The sequence below is a fragment of the Streptomyces luteoverticillatus genome (assembly GCF_003970715.1).
GTDB lineage: Bacteria > Actinomycetota > Actinomycetes > Streptomycetales > Streptomycetaceae > Streptomyces > Streptomyces abikoensis.
The window spans coordinates 1,594,109-1,610,410 of the sequence record NZ_CP034587.1 but is presented as its reverse complement, the minus strand read 5'-3'; the positions used below and the strand labels follow the sequence as shown (position 1 = coordinate 1,610,410).

Genomic DNA, 16,302 nt, shown 5'->3' with positions numbered 1-16,302 from the left:
TCCGCCCTTCCCCACGCCTGCGGCCGGCAGCACACGAGCCCCCGGCCCCTGGGCCGGGGGCTCGACCACACCCGGGCGCGGGCATACCGTGGAGATGTATCACCCGACGGTAACGGCAGGGGGTCATGATGCTCGAAGACCTCGTGGCGGCGGCGGTGGCCGCCGGGTCGGCCGGGGCGGTGTACCTGGCCGCGTCGTCCCGGGTGGTCAAGCAGTACGAGCGCGGTGTGGTGCTCCGGCTGGGCCGGCTGCTGCCGAACGTCCGGCAGCCGGGATACACCATGATCGTTCCGGGCGTCGACCGGCTGCGCAAGGTGAACATGCAGATCGTCACGATGCCCGTCCCGGCCCAGGAGGGCATCACCCGCGACAACGTCACCGTCCGGGTGGACGCGGTCGTCTACTTCAAGGTCGTCAACCCCGCCGAGGCCGTGATCGCGGTCGAGGACTACCGCTTCGCCGTCTCGCAGATGGCCCAGACCTCGCTGCGCTCGATCATCGGCAAGAGCGACCTGGACGATCTGCTCTCCAACCGGGAGAAGCTCAACCAGGGGCTGGAGCTGATGCTCGACAGCCCGGCCATCGGCTGGGGCGTGCAGATCGACCGGGTCGAGATCAAGGACGTCTCGCTGCCGGAGACGATGAAGCGCTCGATGTCGCGCCAGGCGGAGGCCGAGCGCGAGCGCCGGGCCCGGGTGATCAACGCGGACGCGGAGCTGCTGGCGTCGAAGAAGCTCGCGGAGGCGGCGGGGACGATGGCCGCGCAGCCCGCCGCGCTGCAACTCCGGTTGCTCCAGACGATCGTGGCGGTGGCGGCGGAGAAGAACTCGACGCTCGTGCTGCCGTTCCCGGTGGAGCTGCTGCGGTTCCTGGAACGGGCGGGGGCGCCTGCGGAGCCGGAGGCTCCGGAAGCTTCGGATGCGCCGGAGGAGGATGCTGGTCCGGATACCGGTGACGGGGAGGCCGGTATCGGACACGCGTAGGGGTGCTGGCCCCGGTCCCGCCCTTTCTCCCCCAGCTACCGCTGGGAGGTGCCCCCAGTCCCAGGGGCTCCGCCCCCGGACCCCCGGTCCTCAAACGCCGGACGGGCTTACTGGGGGGCGCGCGCATGGAAATGCGCGCTTCTGAAATTCGCCCTTGTGCACTCCCTCGCCCGATCGGGACACTCGACGGACCAACTTGGCATGGACGCGACCTCCTCTCTCGGGGGTGCGGCTGTGTCGTTCGTCCTCCGGGCCCGGGTGCCGCATCCCGACCCTGGGCTCAACCCCCCACTGGAGGTGCCGAGTTGAAGATCCGTCGGGTGTCCGTGCGCGCCGTGCCGGCCGTCGCGGCGGCCGCCGCCCTCGCCGTGATGACGCTCGTCCCGCAGCAGGCCCAGGCCTCGCCGGGGCCGCTCGTCCCCACCGCCGCCCTCGCGGGGCTCACCGCGCTGACGGCCGCGGGGTCGTACTACGACGAGGAGACCGGGCGGCTCGTGGTCAACGTGCTCGGGCGGGACGCCGAGGAGATCGTCCGGGCGGCGGGCGCGCTGCCCAGGCAGGCCCGGTTCTCCCAGGCGCGGCTGGACGCGACCCGGCGGGTGCTGGACGACCGGGCGGCGATCCCCGGTACCGCGTGGGTGACGGATCCCAGAGTCGACCGGGTCGTCGTGACCGCCGACAGCACGGTCAAGGGGGAGCGGCTGGCCCGGCTGAACGAGGTCACCTCGAAACTCGGCGACACCGTGACCGTGCGGAGAATCGGCACCCGGCTCACCCGGATGATCGCCGGCGGCGACGCGATCCGGGGTGGCTCCGCCCGCTGTTCGCTGGGCTTCAACGTCGTCAAGGACGGACAGCCGTATCTGCTGACCGCCGGGCATTGCGGCAACGTCGTGGCGAACTGGTCGGCGGAGAAGGGCGGGCCGGTGGTCGCCACCACCCAGACCTCCGTCTTCCCCGGCCACGACTACTCCCTCGCGAAATACATGCCCGGCGTCGAGCACCCCAGCGCGGTGACCCTCAACGGCCGCCAGGCCCAGCCCATCACCCATGCCGCACCCGCCTACAACGGCGAGTCCGTGCGGCGCAGCGGCTCCACCACCGGGGTGCGCGGCGGGCGGGTCACCGGCGTCGACGCGACCGTCAACTACCAGGAGGGCCAGGTCACCGGGCTGATCGAGACGACGGTGTGCGCCGAGCCCGGCGACAGCGGCGGCCCCCTGTTCGACGGCGACGCGGCGATCGGCCTGACCTCGGGCGGCAGCGGGGACTGCAAGGCCCCGGGTGCGAAGACGTACTACCAGCCGGTGCCGGGGGCGCTGGCGGCCACCGGGGCGGCCATCGGCTGACCCCGCCACGGACCGCGGCCCCCGGACACACCTCCACGGTGTCCGGGGGCCGCTTTTCGCGCGAGGGCGCGCTCCGGTCGGAGCCGGGGCCGGATTTTCCGGCTCGGGCTCAGAACTCGAAGACCGTGCCCTTGCCCGCCTTCATTTCGCACGGGTTGGCGAACGTGTGCTCGAAGCTGACCCTGCGGCCTTCCCAGACGCCTTCGGCGGTGACGGTGGAGGGGTTCCACTCCCGCGTGCACATGGTGCCGTCCTTGATCTTGACGAGCTTGTCGAAGTCGCCGTTGCTCAGGCGCAGCTGGGCGCAGGCGCCGCTCGTGTTCGGGTGGCTGCCCGCGGCCTTCGGCGTACAGGTGAGCGTCACCGCGCGCTGAACGCCCGCGGTCGCCGCCGAGTCGCCCTGGCCGATGGTGAGTACGAGCGCTGAGGGCGCGTACAGACTCTGCGTCTGCGCCGCGGGTATCGGCGAGGGCGAGGCGGTCGCCGTCGTTCCCGCTCCCGCCAGGCTGCCCAGCGCGAGCGCGGCTCCCAGCGCGATCCCCCCAGTGATGTACCGCATTCCGAACACTCCCTTGTTCGTCGGTGCAGATAACGGACGGCAGTCTGGCCCAACTCGTGCATGAACGCACCCTGGGCGAGCACTTTCGGTCGTCGTCCGAAAGCGCTGTGTAGTGGAGTGTGATGGCCGGATCTCATGCGGGGAGGCCCTCCTCGGCGGCGCCACGGGAGTGCCGGGTGAAGAAGCGAGTCCGGATCGGCGGGATATGGAGGGATTTAATGTTTCAGCAACATTGACCAGCGAGGATGCCTTGTTTTCATCGATGGAACACCAAGACGACCTTTGGAATTGTTGTCCGTGACCCACTGAGCCGAAGAATCCAATGATCCCCGGCTCGCCTCGGGCGGCCCTCACCGCCCGGCCGAAAAGGGGCTCGCCCCGTGACCGCGCGGCCGCCACACCGAGTCCGGAGCGTCGCAGCAATGGCCGAAGACCACTCAGACCGACCGTTCGGTCTGTCGTCCGGCGGGGGCCGTGACGGCCGTCAGTCGGTGGGGATCTCATGCCCGCGCCGGAACGTCGCGGAGAGCAGCGTGGCCGCCGTGCCCGCCACGGCCCACGCGGAGAGCACCAGCAGTGGGCCGGTGAGCGCGTTGCCCCGGAAGTAGGCGATGGAGCGGGCCGACCAGGTGCCCGCGCCCGGGGGGAGGGCCGGGCCGATGGCCCGCCAGAAGGGCGGCAGCAGGGGGTAGGGGTAGGCGCCGCCCGCGCTGGGGTTGCCCAGGACCACGACGATCGCGATCGCCAGCCCGATGCCGACGACGCCCGCCAGCCCCTGGAGGGCCAGCGTCAGGGAACCGACGGCGAAGACGACCAGCGCGCCCAGTCCCCACAGGCCGAGGATCCCGCCCGGCAGCGCGCCCAGGACCGGGCCCGCGATCACCGTGCCGAGCAGGCCCGCCGTCAGCGCGTAGACGGCGAGCGCGGCCAGCCGGATGACGGCCCGGTGGACGTTCGCGGGGCGGGCGCCCGCGCTGATGGCGAGGATCGCGGCGCACAGATAGCCGCCCACGCACCAGCCCACCACCAGGTAGAACGCGCTGAGGCCACGGGCGTCGCCGGCGGCGGCCGGCGCGGTGTCGACGACCCGCAGGGCGCGCCCCTCGGCCCGTTCGGCGCGGGTCATGACCGCCTCGGCGGCCTGCGCGAGCGAGGCGCCCGCGCCACCGGCGACGAGCAGGGTGTCGGTGGTGCCGCGCGGGTGGACGACCAGCGCCGCGTCCAGGTCCCGGGCGCCGATCTCCTCGCGGGCCCGCGCCTCGTCGGGGACCGTGCGCGGGTCCAGGGGGTGACCGGGCAGCGCGTCGAGCTTCTTCACCAGCTGGTCGCCGAGCGGCCCGGGCGCGACCACGCCGATCACGATGTCCTTGGGCTTCGGGCTGTGAAAGGCGCCGACGTAAGAGGCGACGAAGGCGAGCTGGAGCACCAGCACGCCGATCACCAGGACTGCCGCCCGGCCCGTCACGGCGTCCCGGACCTCCTGGACGAAGCGGGCGCCGCCGCCGGGTGTGCTGACCATGCCCCGAGCCTGCGGGGTCCGGGCGGCGGGCGCAGTCGGTGCGGTCCGGGCGGGTGACGAGAGTGCGCGTTCGCACTCGTGTTCGCACGAACGTTCGAGTAGTGGTTTATGGTGGAGACGGGAGGGGCGAAAAGAATCGGCCAAGGGGAGGGTGACGCGAGCGGCAGGAGGTGCGATGGCGGCGGCATTCCGGGCGACCCCTGGATCCGGGTTCACACACCTGCGCGTCGCGTCCGGCTTCTCGGCGCGCTACGGGGCCGCACACCCCGAGCGGCTGGCCGAGCGGGCCGCCGAGCGCGGCATGGACGCCCTCGCCCTCACCGACCGCGACAGCCTCGCCGGCGCGGTCCGGTTCGCCAAGGCCGCGGCCGGGGCGGGCGTACGCCCGCTGTTCGGCGTGGACCTGGCCGTCTCCGGACCGCTCCCCGCCGACGGCCCCACCGTGCGGCACCGCGCCCCCGCCCGCGGCGGCGCCTTCGTCGACGAGTCCGCGCCCCGCGCGGTCTTCCTCGCCCGCGACGGCGCGCCCGCCTGGGCCGCGCTGTGCGGGCTGGTCTCCGCCGCCCACGTCAGCGGCGCCGAGCGGCCCGAGGTGCCCCGGGAGGAGCTGGCCCGCGCCGCCACCGGCATCCGCGCCCCGCTGACCGTCCTGCTCGGACCGGACTCGGAGACCGGCCGCGCGCTCGCCGCCGGACGCCCCGACCGCGCCGCACGACTGCTGCGGCCCTGGCGCGAAATGTTCGGTGACGGGCTGCGGCTGGAGGCCGTCTGGCACGGCCGCACCGGCACCGGACCCGGCTCGCTGCGGCTCGCCGCCCGTACCGTCGGCTTCGCCGCCGACCAGGGCGTGCGCGCCGTCCTCAGCAACGCCGTCCGCTACGCCGACCCCGGCCAGGGGCCCGTCGCCGACGTCCTCGACGCCGCCCGCCGGCTGGTGCCCACAGGCCGCCGTCCCGAGGCCCTCGACAGCGGCGAACGCTGGCTCAAGGACCCGGCCGCCATGACGGCCGCCGCCGCGCGGATCGCGGAGGCCGCCGGCCTCGGCCGGGCCGGCGCCCACCGGCTGCTCGCCACCACCGAGGACACCGCGGCCGAGTGCCTCGTCGACCCCCAGGACCACCTGGGCCTGGGCTCCGTCCACTTCCCCGAGCCCCACCTCGTCGGCACCGGCCCCCGCACCTCCGCCCGCGTGCTGCGCTCCCGCTGCGCCGCCGCCCTGGTGCGGCGCGACCGCGACCGCGACCGCCGCTACTGGGACCGGCTGGACGACGAGCTGCGCATCGTCGAACAGCGCGGCCTCGCCTCCTACTTCCTCACCGTCGCCCAGGTCGTCGACGACACCCGCGCCCTCGGCATCCGGGTCACGGCACGGGGCTCCGGCGCGGGCTCCCTCGTCAACCACCTGCTCGGCATCGCCCACGCCGACCCCGTCGAACACGGCCTGCTGATGGAGCGCTTCCTGTCCACGCGGCGGACCGCGCTCCCCGACATCGACATCGACGTCGAGTCCGCCCGACGCCTGGACGTCTACCGCGCGATCTTCGACCGCTTCGGCGCGGAGCGCGTCGCCACCGTCGCCATGCCCGAGACCTACCGGATCCGCCACGCCGTACGGGACGTGGGCGCCGCCCTCGGCATGGCACCGGACGTCGTGGACCGGCTCGCCAAGTCCTTCCCCCACATCCGCGCCCGCGACGCTCGCGCCGCGCTCGCCGAGTTGCCCGAGCTGCGCGAGATCGCCGCCGGGCCCCTCGGGCCCGGCAACACCCGGCTGTGGGAGCTGGTCGAGGCGCTGGACGCGCTGCCGCGCGGGGTCGCCATGCACCCGTGCGGGGTGCTGCTCTCGGACGCCACGCTGCGCGCCCGCACCCCCGTCGTGCCCACCAGCGGCGAGGGGTTCGCGATGTCGCAGTTCGACAAGGACGACGTGGAGGACCTCGGTCTGCTCAAGCTCGATGTGCTGGGCGTGCGGATGCAGTCCGCCATGGCGCACGCCGTCGGGGAGCTCGAACGGGCCACCGGGCGCCGGATCGACCTCGACGACCCCGCGCAGGTGCCGCCCGGCGACCGGCGGACGTACGCGCTGATCCGCTCCACCGAGACCCTCGGCTGCTTCCAGATCGAGTCGCCGGGACAGCGGGACCTGATCGGACGGCTGCAGCCCTCGACCTTCCACGACCTCGTCGTCGACATCTCGCTCTTCCGGCCCGGCCCGGTCGCCGCCGACATGGTCCGGCCCTTCATCGAGGCCCGCCACGGCCGCGCCCCCGCGCGCTACCCCCACCCCGACCTGAAGGAGGCGCTGGCCGAAACCCATGGCGTGGTCGTCTTCCACGAGCAGATCATCGAAATCCTGCGGATCATGACCGGTTGCGACCGGGGCTGTGCCGACGAGACGCGCCGCGCGCTCTCCGATCCGGCGCGGGTCGGCCGCGTACGGGACTGGTTCGCCTCGGCGGCGGAAGCGCGCGGGTACGCGCCGGACGCCGTCCGCCGCACCTGGGAGATCGTCGAGGCGTTCGGCAGCTACGGCTTCTGCAAGGCGCACGCCGTGGCGTTCGCCGTGCCGACGTACCAGTCGGCCTGGCTCAAGGCCCACCACCCGGCGGCCTTCTACGCCGGGCTGCTCACCCACGACCCGGGGATGTACCCCAAGCGGCTGCTGCTCGCCGACGCGCGGCGGCGCGGGGTGCCGATCCTGCCGCTGGATGTGAACCGCTCGGGAACGGCCTATTCGATCGAACTGGTGTCCGATGGCGTCTCCGGTGATGGCGTGCTGGGGGTGCGGCTCGCGCTCTCCGAAGTGCAGGGCATCAGCGAGGCCGAGGCGCGCCGGATCGTCGCCGGGCGCCCGTACACCTCGCTCCAGGACCTCTGGCAGCGCGCCCGTCCGGGGCGGCCCGTGACCGAACGGCTGGCCCGGGTCGGGGCGCTGGACGCCTTCGGCGCCAACCGCCGGGACCTGCTGCTGCACATCGCCGAACTCCACCGCGGCGGGCGGCGGGTGTCCGCCGCCCAGCCCACGCTGATCGACAGCGCCCGCACCGAGCCCGCCGGCCTGCCCGACCTGGACGCGGCCGAACGGCTCGGCGCCGAGCTGTCCGTCCTCGGCATGGACGCCTCCCGCCACCTGATGACCGATCACCGTGCCTTCCTGACCGAGCTGGGCGCCATCCCGGCCCGGCGGCTGCGCGACGCCCGCCACGGCGAGACCGTTCTGGTGGCGGGCGCCAAGGCCGCCACGCAGACACCTCCGGTGCGGTCGGGGCGACGGGTCATCTTCACCACCCTCGACGACGGCACGGGCCTGGTGGACTGCGCCTTCTTCGACGACAGCCACGCCGCGTGCGCGCACGTCGTCTTCCACTCCTGGTTGCTGCTCGTCCGCGGCGTGGTCCAGCGGCGGGGGCCGCGCAGCCTGAGTGTGGTGGGGGCGGCGGCGTGGGATCTGGGGGAGCTGGCGGCGCTCCGCGCGGAGGGCGGGCTGGGGGCGGTGGCCACCGTTCTGGCAGCGCCGGCCGCGCCGGGAGGGCCTGTTGGCCGGCGCATCCGGCTGTCCAACGGCTATGCGATGCATCCGTGGGCGGATCTGCAACCGGCGGGTGAGGGCGCCCCGACGGGGCGGAAGCTGTGGCACGCGAGTTCGGGGAGTGCGGGATGAGTGTGCGAGGGGTGGTGCGGGCCGGTGGCAGGGTTGTGCCCACCCGTTCCGCCCTGCGGAACGATTGCCCACAACCGGGTGTGCGGACGACCGTCCTGTACGTGCACTTCCACGCACCCGAAGGCGCCCTCGGCGAGGAGGCGTACGACGGTCTGCTCGCGCTGCTCGCCGAGGTGACGCCCGTCGTGGAGGCCCTGCCTCCCGACGCCGCGCTCGCGGAAGTGCGCGGCGCCGTGCGCTACTTCGGGCACGACCCGGCCGAGCTCGCCACCCTGCTGCGCGTCCGCGCGCTCGCGCGCTACGGCGCCGACTGCACCATCGGCATCGCGAACAACCCCACCCTCGCGAGGATGGTCGCCCGCGACGGCCCGCCCGGCGCCGTCCGTACCCTCCCCGACGGCCCGGACGCCGTCGCAGGCTTCATGGCCCGCAAGCCGGTCGCCGCGCTGCCCGGCGTGGGGCCCGCCACCGCCCGTGCGCTCTGCGCGTACGGGCTCGACAGCGTCGGCCGGGTCGCGGAGGCGCCGCTCCACACCCTGGAGCGGATCCTCGGCGCGGCCGCCGGGCGGCGGGTCCACGAGCGGGCGCGGGGCATCGACCCGACGCCCGTCACCCCGGACGCCCGGGCGCGGTCGATGGGGGCGGAGCACCGCTTCGCCACCGACGAGCTGGACCCCGACCACCGGCGCCGCGCGCTGCTCGCGCTCGCCGACGGGCTGGGGGCCCGGCTGCGGGGGAGCGGCCAGGTCGCCCAGGGGCTGAAGCTCACCGTCCGCTACGCGGACGGCTCGTCGAGCACCCGCGCCAAGTCCTTCGCCGAACCGACCGCGCACTCGCCCGACCTGATCGCCGCGGCGTACGCGCTGCACGCAGCGCTCGCCCTGCAGCGGGCCAGGGTGCGGGCCGTGACGCTGCGCGCGGAGCGGCTGCGCGACGGGGGCGCCGCCGCGCACCAGCTGTCGTTCGACCCCGCCGACGAGAAGGCGCGGCGCGTCGAGGCCGTGATCGACCGGGCGCGGGCGCGCTTCGGCCCGGGGGTGGTGGGCCCCGCCGCGGCCCTGGACCGGCATGACGACGTGGCGTGATGGCGCGGCATGGCGACATGGCGCGACTTGGGCAAGTCATGGCGATCTTTGTGATTTTGCTTGACGCAAGCAAAGATCCCCCGCAATCTACCCGCAAGTAAGTTAACGACTTTTTCACGCGCCCGTAACAGCTGTTGCCGGCGCTGTTCGGCGTACCCACCCACCCCCCACCCGCGAGGAGTTCAGATGAAGCAGCGTCGCAGCGTCTGGAGAGCCGTCAGATCCCTGCTGCCCGCGCTCGGCCTGGCCGTGGCGGCGGTCGCGATGCCCACCACCGCGTCCGCCGCCACGGCCTCGTCGTCCGCCGTCGGCAGCACCGGCACCGTCAGCAGCGGCTGGAACGACGACTCGTGCAGGCCCTCCGCCGCCCACCCCCGCCCCGTCGTCCTCGTCCACGGCACCCTGGAGAACGGCACCAACAACTGGTGGTCCTTCGCGCCCTACCTGACCGCGCGCGGCTACTGCGTCTTCTCCTTCGACTACGGCAAGATCGGCGTCCCCGGCATGTACGGCCTCGGCCCGGCCGAGAAGTCCGCCGGTGAGCTGGCGCAGTACGTGGACAAGGTGCTGGCGGTCACCGGTGCGGCCAAGGTGGACATCGTCGGCCACTCGCAGGGCGGCATGCTGCCCCGCTACTACCTGAAGTTCCTGGGCGGCGCCCCCAAGGTGAACGCCCTCGTCGGCATCGCGCCCAACAACCACGGCACCACCCTCTCCGGGATCGCCAAGCTCCTGGACGTCGTCCCCGGCGCCCGGAAGGTCATCAGCGGCACCGCCGCGGGCCTGACCGACCAGGTCGCCGGCTCGGACTTCATGAAGAAGCTCAACGAGGGCGGCGACACCGTCCCCGGCGTCCGCTACACCGTCATCGCGACCCGCTACGACGAGGTCGTCACCCCCTACCGGTCCGGGTTCCTCGACGGTCCCAATGTGCGCAACGTGCTGGTGCAGGACCTCTGCCCGGTCGACATCTCCATGCACCTGACGCTCGGCACCATCGACCGCGTCGCCTTCCACGAGGCCGCCAACGCCCTCGACCCCGAGCACGCCACCCCGGCCACCTGCGCGTCGATGGTGAGCTGACCGGGATCGGCCGACCGGGATTATTCGCTCGCTTCACGTCCCGTCCTGGGAGAGGCTGCGGCCGAACGGGCAAGCTGGACGGACGTGAAGCGGGTGGATGCTGTGAGCGAGACGTACACGGTGGGCGGCGAGGTGACCGTCGCCCTGGTGAAGGCGGGCCGGACGAAGGTGCGTTACCCCGCCACCGTCGTATACGAGGACGGCACGCGCGTCGTCGTCCGGGCGGCCTGGGCGGGGGCGGGGGACCGGGACTTCGGGTTCGTGCGCTTCGAGGCGGGCGATGTGTTCACCGAGCACTACTGGCGCGACCGCTGGTACGCCGTCAAGGAGGTGCGCGACGCGGGCGGGTCGCTCAAGGGCTGGTACTGCGACGTCACCCGGCCCGCCGTCACCGGGCCGGAGGGCCCGGTCGTCGAGGACCTGGACCTCGACCTGTGGGTCGCGGCGGACGGCTCGGCCGTTCTGAGGCTGGACGAGGACGAGTTCGCCGCGAGCGGCCTCGACGGCCGTGACCCGGCCGCCGCCGACGCCGCGCGGGCGGCGCTCGACGAGCTGGAGGAGCTGGCCCGCGCGGGCTCGCTCACAGACCTGCTGGGCGGTGTCGTGGCAGGGTGAGGCCATGACCGAGCACAGCAGACCCGCCCCCGTCCCCGCCCTCGACCTCATCCTGGCCGTCGTCGACCCCGGCAGCTGGCGCAGTTGGGACCGGCCCGTCCCGCTGACCACGCGGGACGCCGACTACCGCGCCGACCTCCTGGCCGCGCGGGAGCGGACCGGGCTCGACGAGTCCGTCATCACCGGCGAGGGGCTGGTGCGGGGGCGCCGAGTGGCGCTGGTGGCCTGCGAGTTCCGCTTCCTGGGCGGGTCGATCGGCGTGGACGCGGGGGAGCGGCTGGTCCGGGCCGTGGAGCGGGCGACGGAGGAGGGGCTGCCGTTGCTGGCGGCGCCGGCCTCGGGCGGCACCCGGATGCAGGAGGGCACGATCGCCTTCCTCCAGATGGTGAAGGTCGCCGCCGCGATCACCGACCACAAGGCCGCCGGGCTGCCCTACCTCGTCCATCTGCGGCACCCCACGACCGGCGGCGTGCTGGCCTCCTGGGGCTCGCTCGGCCATCTCACCGCCGCCGAACCGGGCGCCCTCATCGGCTTCCTGGGCCCGCGCGTCCACGAGGCGCTGTACGGCGAGGAGTTCCCGCCGGGCGTCCAGGTCGCCGAGAACCTGCTGGCGAACGGGCTGGTGGACGCGGTGCTCCCGGCCGGGAGCCTGGCGGAGGTCGCCGCGCGGGCGTTGTCCGTGCTGTGCGCGGACGGGACCACGGACGCCACAGCGGAAGCCGATGTCCCGGAGCCGCCCGCCCCGGCCGTCGCGCCCTCCGCCGAGGAGTCCATCCGCGCCTCCCGCCGCCCCGGGCGCCCCGGCGTACGGGAGTTCCTGAAAGCGGCCGCCACCGACGTCACCCTGCTCAGCGGCACGGGCGCGGGGGAGCGCGACCCCGGGCTGCTGCTGGCGCTGGCCCGCGTCGGCGGTACCCCGTGCGTCGTGCTCGGGCACGACCGGGGCAGCCACCCCGACCTCAACGCCGGCCAGGCGCTCGGGCCCGCCGGGCTGCGGGCCGCCCGGCGCGGGATGCGGATCGCGGCGGAACTGGACCTTCCGTTGCTCACGGTGGTGGACACCGCCGGGGCCGCGCTCTCCCGCGAGGCGGAGGAGGGCGGGCTCGCCGGCGAGATCGCCCGCTGCCTGGCCGACCTGGTGAACCTGCCCGCGCCGACGCTGTGCCTGCTGCTGGGCCAGGGGGCCGGCGGCGCGGCCCTCGCCCTGCTGCCGGCGGACCGGGTGGTGGCGGCCCGGCACGCCTGGCTCTCCCCGCTGCCGCCCGAGGGCGCCTCGGCGATCCTCTACCGCACCACGGACCGGGCGTACGAGATCGCCGGACGGCAGGGCGTGCGCTCCGCCGACCTCTTGGCGAACGGGATCGTGGACCGCATCGTGGAGGAGGAAGACGGCGAGGGCGGCGCGGAGGAAGGGGACTTCCTGGTGACGCTCGGCCGGGTGATCGGAGCGGAGATGGCCGCTCTCACGGCGCGCGACGAGGGGGAACGGCGTACGGCGCGACGTGGGCGCTACCGGCGCCTCGGCGCGCAGGGCGGCACCGCCTCGTAGGACGCCCTGCCGCGCCGCGCGTGTGCGGGGGTTTGGCCGTCATAGTTGATGGATACAACTACCCCCGCATCCAGCGAAAGGGGTACCCGTACATGTGCGGCATCACCGGATGGATCTCCTACGACCAGGACCTCACCACCCCCCAAGCCTCCGCCACCCTCGACGCCATGACCCGGACCATGGCCTGCCGCGGCCCCGACGCCGGCGGCGTCTGGCTGGACACCCACGCCGCCCTGGGCCACCGCCGCCTCGCCGTCATCGACATCGAGGGCGGCAAACAGCCCATGCTCGTCAAGGAGGGTGATGGCCGCACCCTGCTCGCCCTCACCTACAGCGGCGAGGTCTACAACTACCGCGAACTGCGCGCTCAGTTGGAAAGCCACGGCCATATATTCCGCACCAGCAGCGACACCGAGGTCGTCCTCCACGCCTACCTCGAATGGGGCGAGGCCTTCACCGAACGCCTCAACGGCATGTACGCCTTCGCCTTATGGGACCCGCGCACCGAAGAACTCCTCCTGGTCCGCGACCGCATGGGCATTAAGCCGCTCTACTACCACCCCACCCCCGACGGGGTGCTCTTCGGTTCCGAGCCCAAGGCCATCCTCGCCCACCCCGCCGTCCGGCCCGTCGTCGACGCCGACGGCCTCGCCGAGATGCTGGCCTTCACCAAGACCCCCGGCCACGCCGGCTACCACGGCATGTACGAACTGCGCCCCGGCCACACCGCGCGCGTCCGCCGCCAGGGCCTGATCGTCCGCCCCTACTGGCAGCTGGAGGCCAAGGAGCACACCGACGACACGGACATCACCGTCCGCCACGTCCGCGAGCTGCTCGACGACATCGTCACCCGCCAGCTCATCGCCGACGTGCCGCTGTGCACCCTGCTCTCCGGCGGGCTCGACTCCTCCGCCATCACCGCCCTCGCCGCCAAGGGCCTCACGGAGGGCGGCCACGGACCGGTGCGCTCCTTCTCCGTGGACTTCACCGGCCACACCGAGAACTTCAAGGCCGACCTGCTCCGCCCCACCCCCGACGGCCCCTACGCCCATGCCCTCGCCGAGCACGTCCGCTCCCACCACAGCGACATCGTCCTCGACACGGCCGCCCTGATGGACCGCGCCAACCGCGACGCCATCGTGCGGGCCCGCGACCTGCCCACGGCCGGCTTCGGCGACGGGGACGTCTCGCTCTACCTTCTCTTCAAGGCCATCCGCGAACAGTCCACGGTCGCGCTGTCGGGAGAGTCGGCGGACGAGGTCTTCGGCGGCTACCGCTGGTTCCACGACCCCGAGTGCGTCCAGGCCGACACCTTCCCCTGGCTCACCGCGGGCGTCGCCGACACCTTCTCCGGACCCGCCAGCGGCGGCCGGACCGCGCTCCTCGACAAGAGCCTCCTCGGCAAGCTCGACCTGCCCGGCCACGAGCGGCAGCGCTACCAGGAGGCCATCGCCGAAGTGCCCCGGCTGCCCGGCGAGAGCGGCCTCGAGCGCCGGATGCGCGAGATCAGCTACCTCCACCTCACGCGCTTCGTCCAGCTCCTGCTCGACCGCAAGGACCGCGCCAGCATGGCCGTCGGCCTCGAGGTGCGCGTCCCCTTCTGCGACCACCGGCTCGTCGAGTACGTCTTCAACACCCCCTGGGCCATGAAGACCTTCGACGGCCGCGAGAAGTCCCTGCTGCGCGCCGCCACCCGCGACCTCCTCCCGGACGTCGTCGCCGACCGCGTCAAGAGCCCCTACCCCAGCACCCAGGACCCCCGCTACGCCGACGCCCTGCGCACCGCGCTCGGCGGTCTCCTGGCCGACAAGGACGCGCCCGTACGCCCGTTGCTCGACACCCCGGCCGTCGCCGAGTCGCTGGACGAGCGAGCCGGTGAATCGTTCCGGACCGCCACCGAAGTGGTCCTCAACCTCAACACGTGGCTGACCGAGTACGGCACGGAGTTGCGCCTCTAAGGTTCGGCAGTGCCCCGAAGGGGCGCGGGGCTGCGACACCATGCGGCTCCGCCGCGCGGGCGCGACCAGCCACGACGCACCCGCAGATGACGTACCGCACTCCCCGCGGAGCGACTGGCGCACAATGGACCCACCGTAGTTCTCACCAGGAGACCCAACCGTGGCCTTGCAGATGACCGTCGACCAGGACGCCGCCGAGCCCCCGTACGAGCAGATCCGGGCCGGCATCGCCGAGCGCGCCCGCGCGGGGGAGCTCCCGGTCGGCTACAAGCTGCCGACCGTCCGCGGCTTCGCCGAGGAGCTGGGGCTGGCGGCGAACACGGTCGCCAAGGCGTACCGGGCGCTGGAGGCGGACGGGGTCATCGAGACCCGGGGGCGGAACGGCACGTTCATCGCCGCCCCCGGTGACACGGCCGCCCGCGAGGCCGCCGCGGCGGCGGTCGCCTTCGCCCAGCGCGCCCACCGGCTGGGGCTGGACCACGACGCGGCGCTGGCGGCGGCGGCCGAAGCGCTCCGCGCGGTGTACGGGGACTGAGCCCGGGCGGGCCCGCCCCGGCGGGCTGTGGGCCATCCGGATGAATATGGCCCGCCAGCCCCCGGCATTCTGTGGTTCGACGGGACGCCGGAGGCCAACCGCAGCACGATACGTCCGGGACCAACGGGCGGACCGGGCAAGGAGTGTCGTGAGAGGAATCGTGCGGGCGGCGACCGTCGCCGGGGCGTGCGGCCTGGTGCTGTCCGGCACCGGGGCCACAAGCGCGGAGGCGCAGACGCAGACCACGCCGGGCTCGCTGCTGTCCGCCGTGGTGGGCGCCGATCTCGGCACTGTCGCCGAGACGGTGTCCGGCGTGGTCTGCAACAACAGGCTGGCCGACTTCCACTACAACTCGCCGGTGTCCCGGTCGCCGCACCCTTGCGTCAACGGTCCCGTCCAGAGCGGAAACAGCGAGAACAGCAACAACTTCATCAACCACGGCAACCCCGTGGACAGCGGGAACATCGAGACCGCCGCCGGCTCCACCAACAGCCTCAACGACGTCAAGGGCGCGCAGAGCAACAGCGGCAACGACATCGCCCAGCAGGCCTTCCGCTAGCGATGGTGGCCGGCGCCCCCACGAGCTGCCGCTGGTGGTTGGAGCTGCCCGCCGCCGCGCCCGTGCCGGAGGAGCCGGAGGTCACGGAGCCGCTGTTGTCCGCGGGGCTGCCGCTGTCGCTGGGATTCCCGGTGATGTGGACGTTCTGCGAGTTGCTGCTGTTGCCACTGTTGACGGGCCCGTTGACACAGGCCCGGGCGCGGCCCTCGCAGCTGAATCCGGCGTGGAAGCGGACGACCGTGTCGCCGTCGGCGCTGAACGGCCCGTCGCCCCAGGCCATGGCGGGCGAGGCCACGCCCCCGGCCAGAAACAGGCCGGTCAGACCGGCGGTCGCCATCCTCAGAGGACTGATGCTCTTCACTGTGTGGTCCTGACCCTCGGCGGTTGATCAATCCCACTTGCTACCAGCAGCGCTGGTGCGGGCCAAGCCGAAGAAGCGCGCCGCCTCGCGCGTTCACCCGCTCGCCGCGAACCAGATCGCGAGCGACACCAGGACGACCAGGGACGCCGCCAGCTGGAGCCACGCGCCGCCGGACAGCGCGTTCTCCGGGCGCTGCCCGTGGAGGGACAGATCGAGGGTCTTCGTCCGCAGCTCCGACCAGCGCCCGACGAAGCCCAGCACGAACACCAGGACCAAGGCGGTATAGATCGGAAGCAGTACTTCCAGCGGGATGTCCTTCACCTTGGCGGACGTCACGCCGATCGCCGCCATCGCCACGGGCGTGAGGGCCATCCGGATCCGCGTGCCCATGGTCGGCATCAGCGGAACGAAGATCACCAGAAAGAGCACCGTCGCGCCGATGGCTATGCCCCACCAGGCGGACAGGGATACATGGGGAGCTTGCAC

The 16,302-nt window shown here is 73.3% G+C and carries 14 protein-coding genes; 11 read left to right on the top strand and 3 right to left on the bottom strand.

The annotated features are described in order from the left end of the window. Positions 1 to 128 precede the first annotated feature (128 nt). Both EKH77_RS06695 and EKH77_RS06690 read left to right on the top strand, forming a co-directional pair. A complete protein-coding gene (locus EKH77_RS06695) occupies positions 129 to 983 on the top strand; it encodes a slipin family protein (RefSeq protein ID WP_240667703.1) in 855 nt (284 codons plus the stop codon). A 305-nt stretch (positions 984 to 1,288) separates the two neighbouring features. Beyond that, the gene (locus tag EKH77_RS06690) at positions 1,289 to 2,332 is read left to right on the top strand and encodes a S1 family peptidase (RefSeq protein WP_126913502.1); all 1,044 of its coding nucleotides are present in this window, start codon (positions 1,289 to 1,291) and stop codon (positions 2,330 to 2,332) included. Positions 2,333 to 2,441: 109 nt separating this feature from the next. Here EKH77_RS06690 and EKH77_RS06685 read toward each other — a convergent pair whose 3' ends face one another. Further along, on the bottom strand, positions 2,442 to 2,891 hold the full coding sequence (locus EKH77_RS06685; protein ID WP_126913501.1) for a subtilase-type protease inhibitor: 450 nt from the start codon (positions 2,889 to 2,891) through the stop codon (positions 2,442 to 2,444). 484 nt (positions 2,892 to 3,375) lie between these two features. Continuing rightward, positions 3,376 to 4,410, bottom strand: coding sequence for a DUF3533 domain-containing protein (locus tag EKH77_RS06680; protein WP_126913500.1), 1,035 nt, complete (start codon positions 4,408 to 4,410; stop codon positions 3,376 to 3,378). A 175-nt stretch (positions 4,411 to 4,585) separates the two neighbouring features. Between EKH77_RS06680 and EKH77_RS06675 the strand changes: the two genes are divergently transcribed. The 9 genes from EKH77_RS06675 (at position 4,586) to EKH77_RS32940 (ending at position 15,829) form a co-directional block, all read left to right on the top strand. Then, positions 4,586 to 8,071, top strand: a complete 3,486-nt coding sequence (locus tag EKH77_RS06675; RefSeq protein WP_126913499.1) for a DNA polymerase III subunit alpha — start codon at positions 4,586 to 4,588, stop codon at positions 8,069 to 8,071. Positions 8,072 to 8,172: 101 nt separating this feature from the next. Next, the gene (locus EKH77_RS06670; protein WP_346429049.1) at positions 8,173 to 9,156 is read left to right on the top strand and encodes a DNA polymerase Y family protein; all 984 of its coding nucleotides are present in this window, start codon (positions 8,173 to 8,175) and stop codon (positions 9,154 to 9,156) included. 186 nt (positions 9,157 to 9,342) lie between these two features. Further along, positions 9,343 to 10,239, top strand: a complete 897-nt coding sequence (locus EKH77_RS06665) for an esterase/lipase family protein (protein ID WP_126913497.1) — start codon at positions 9,343 to 9,345, stop codon at positions 10,237 to 10,239. A gap of 93 nt (positions 10,240 to 10,332) precedes the next feature. Next, positions 10,333 to 10,854, top strand: a complete 522-nt coding sequence (locus tag EKH77_RS06660; RefSeq protein WP_126913496.1) for a DUF402 domain-containing protein — start codon at positions 10,333 to 10,335, stop codon at positions 10,852 to 10,854. 4 nt (positions 10,855 to 10,858) lie between these two features. Continuing rightward, positions 10,859 to 12,403 carry a carboxyl transferase domain-containing protein gene (locus EKH77_RS06655; protein WP_126913495.1) on the top strand — a complete coding sequence of 515 codons (1,545 nt, stop codon included), beginning with the start codon at positions 10,859 to 10,861 and terminating at the stop codon, positions 12,401 to 12,403. Between the two features lie 92 nt (positions 12,404 to 12,495). Beyond that, the gene (gene asnB, locus EKH77_RS06650; RefSeq protein WP_126913494.1) at positions 12,496 to 14,361 is read left to right on the top strand and encodes an asparagine synthase (glutamine-hydrolyzing); all 1,866 of its coding nucleotides are present in this window, start codon (positions 12,496 to 12,498) and stop codon (positions 14,359 to 14,361) included. A 160-nt stretch (positions 14,362 to 14,521) separates the two neighbouring features. After that, the gene (locus EKH77_RS06645; protein WP_126913493.1) at positions 14,522 to 14,896 is read left to right on the top strand and encodes a GntR family transcriptional regulator; all 375 of its coding nucleotides are present in this window, start codon (positions 14,522 to 14,524) and stop codon (positions 14,894 to 14,896) included. A 148-nt stretch (positions 14,897 to 15,044) separates the two neighbouring features. Further along, positions 15,045 to 15,455, top strand: a complete 411-nt coding sequence (locus tag EKH77_RS06640; RefSeq protein ID WP_240667247.1) for a hypothetical protein — start codon at positions 15,045 to 15,047, stop codon at positions 15,453 to 15,455. A gap of 2 nt (positions 15,456 to 15,457) precedes the next feature. After that, positions 15,458 to 15,829, top strand: a complete 372-nt coding sequence (locus EKH77_RS32940) for a hypothetical protein (RefSeq protein WP_164737757.1) — start codon at positions 15,458 to 15,460, stop codon at positions 15,827 to 15,829. An 80-nt stretch (positions 15,830 to 15,909) separates the two neighbouring features. On the opposite strand, the gene EKH77_RS06630 is transcribed toward EKH77_RS32940, so the two are convergent. Beyond that, entirely contained in the window at positions 15,910 to 16,302 is a 393-nt protein-coding gene (locus EKH77_RS06630) for a hypothetical protein (RefSeq protein ID WP_126913492.1), read from the bottom strand.

What these genes read in the sequence shown, in the direction of transcription:
- EKH77_RS06695 (WP_240667703.1), top strand. Translation starts at nt 129, where the DNA reads ATGCTCGAAGACCTCGTGGCGGCGGCGGTGGCCGCCGGGTCGGCCGGG.
- EKH77_RS06685 (WP_126913501.1), bottom strand. Translation starts at nt 2,891, where the DNA reads ATGCGGTACATCACTGGGGGGATCGCGCTGGGAGCCGCGCTCGCGCTG.
- EKH77_RS06680 (WP_126913500.1), bottom strand. Translation starts at nt 4,410, where the DNA reads ATGGTCAGCACACCCGGCGGCGGCGCCCGCTTCGTCCAGGAGGTCCGG.
- EKH77_RS06675 (WP_126913499.1), top strand. Translation starts at nt 4,586, where the DNA reads ATGGCGGCGGCATTCCGGGCGACCCCTGGATCCGGGTTCACACACCTG.
- EKH77_RS06665 (WP_126913497.1), top strand. Translation starts at nt 9,343, where the DNA reads ATGAAGCAGCGTCGCAGCGTCTGGAGAGCCGTCAGATCCCTGCTGCCC.
- EKH77_RS06655 (WP_126913495.1), top strand. Translation starts at nt 10,859, where the DNA reads ATGACCGAGCACAGCAGACCCGCCCCCGTCCCCGCCCTCGACCTCATC.
- asnB (WP_126913494.1), top strand. Translation starts at nt 12,496, where the DNA reads ATGTGCGGCATCACCGGATGGATCTCCTACGACCAGGACCTCACCACC.
- EKH77_RS32940 (WP_164737757.1), top strand. Translation starts at nt 15,458, where the DNA reads ATGGTGGCCGGCGCCCCCACGAGCTGCCGCTGGTGGTTGGAGCTGCCC.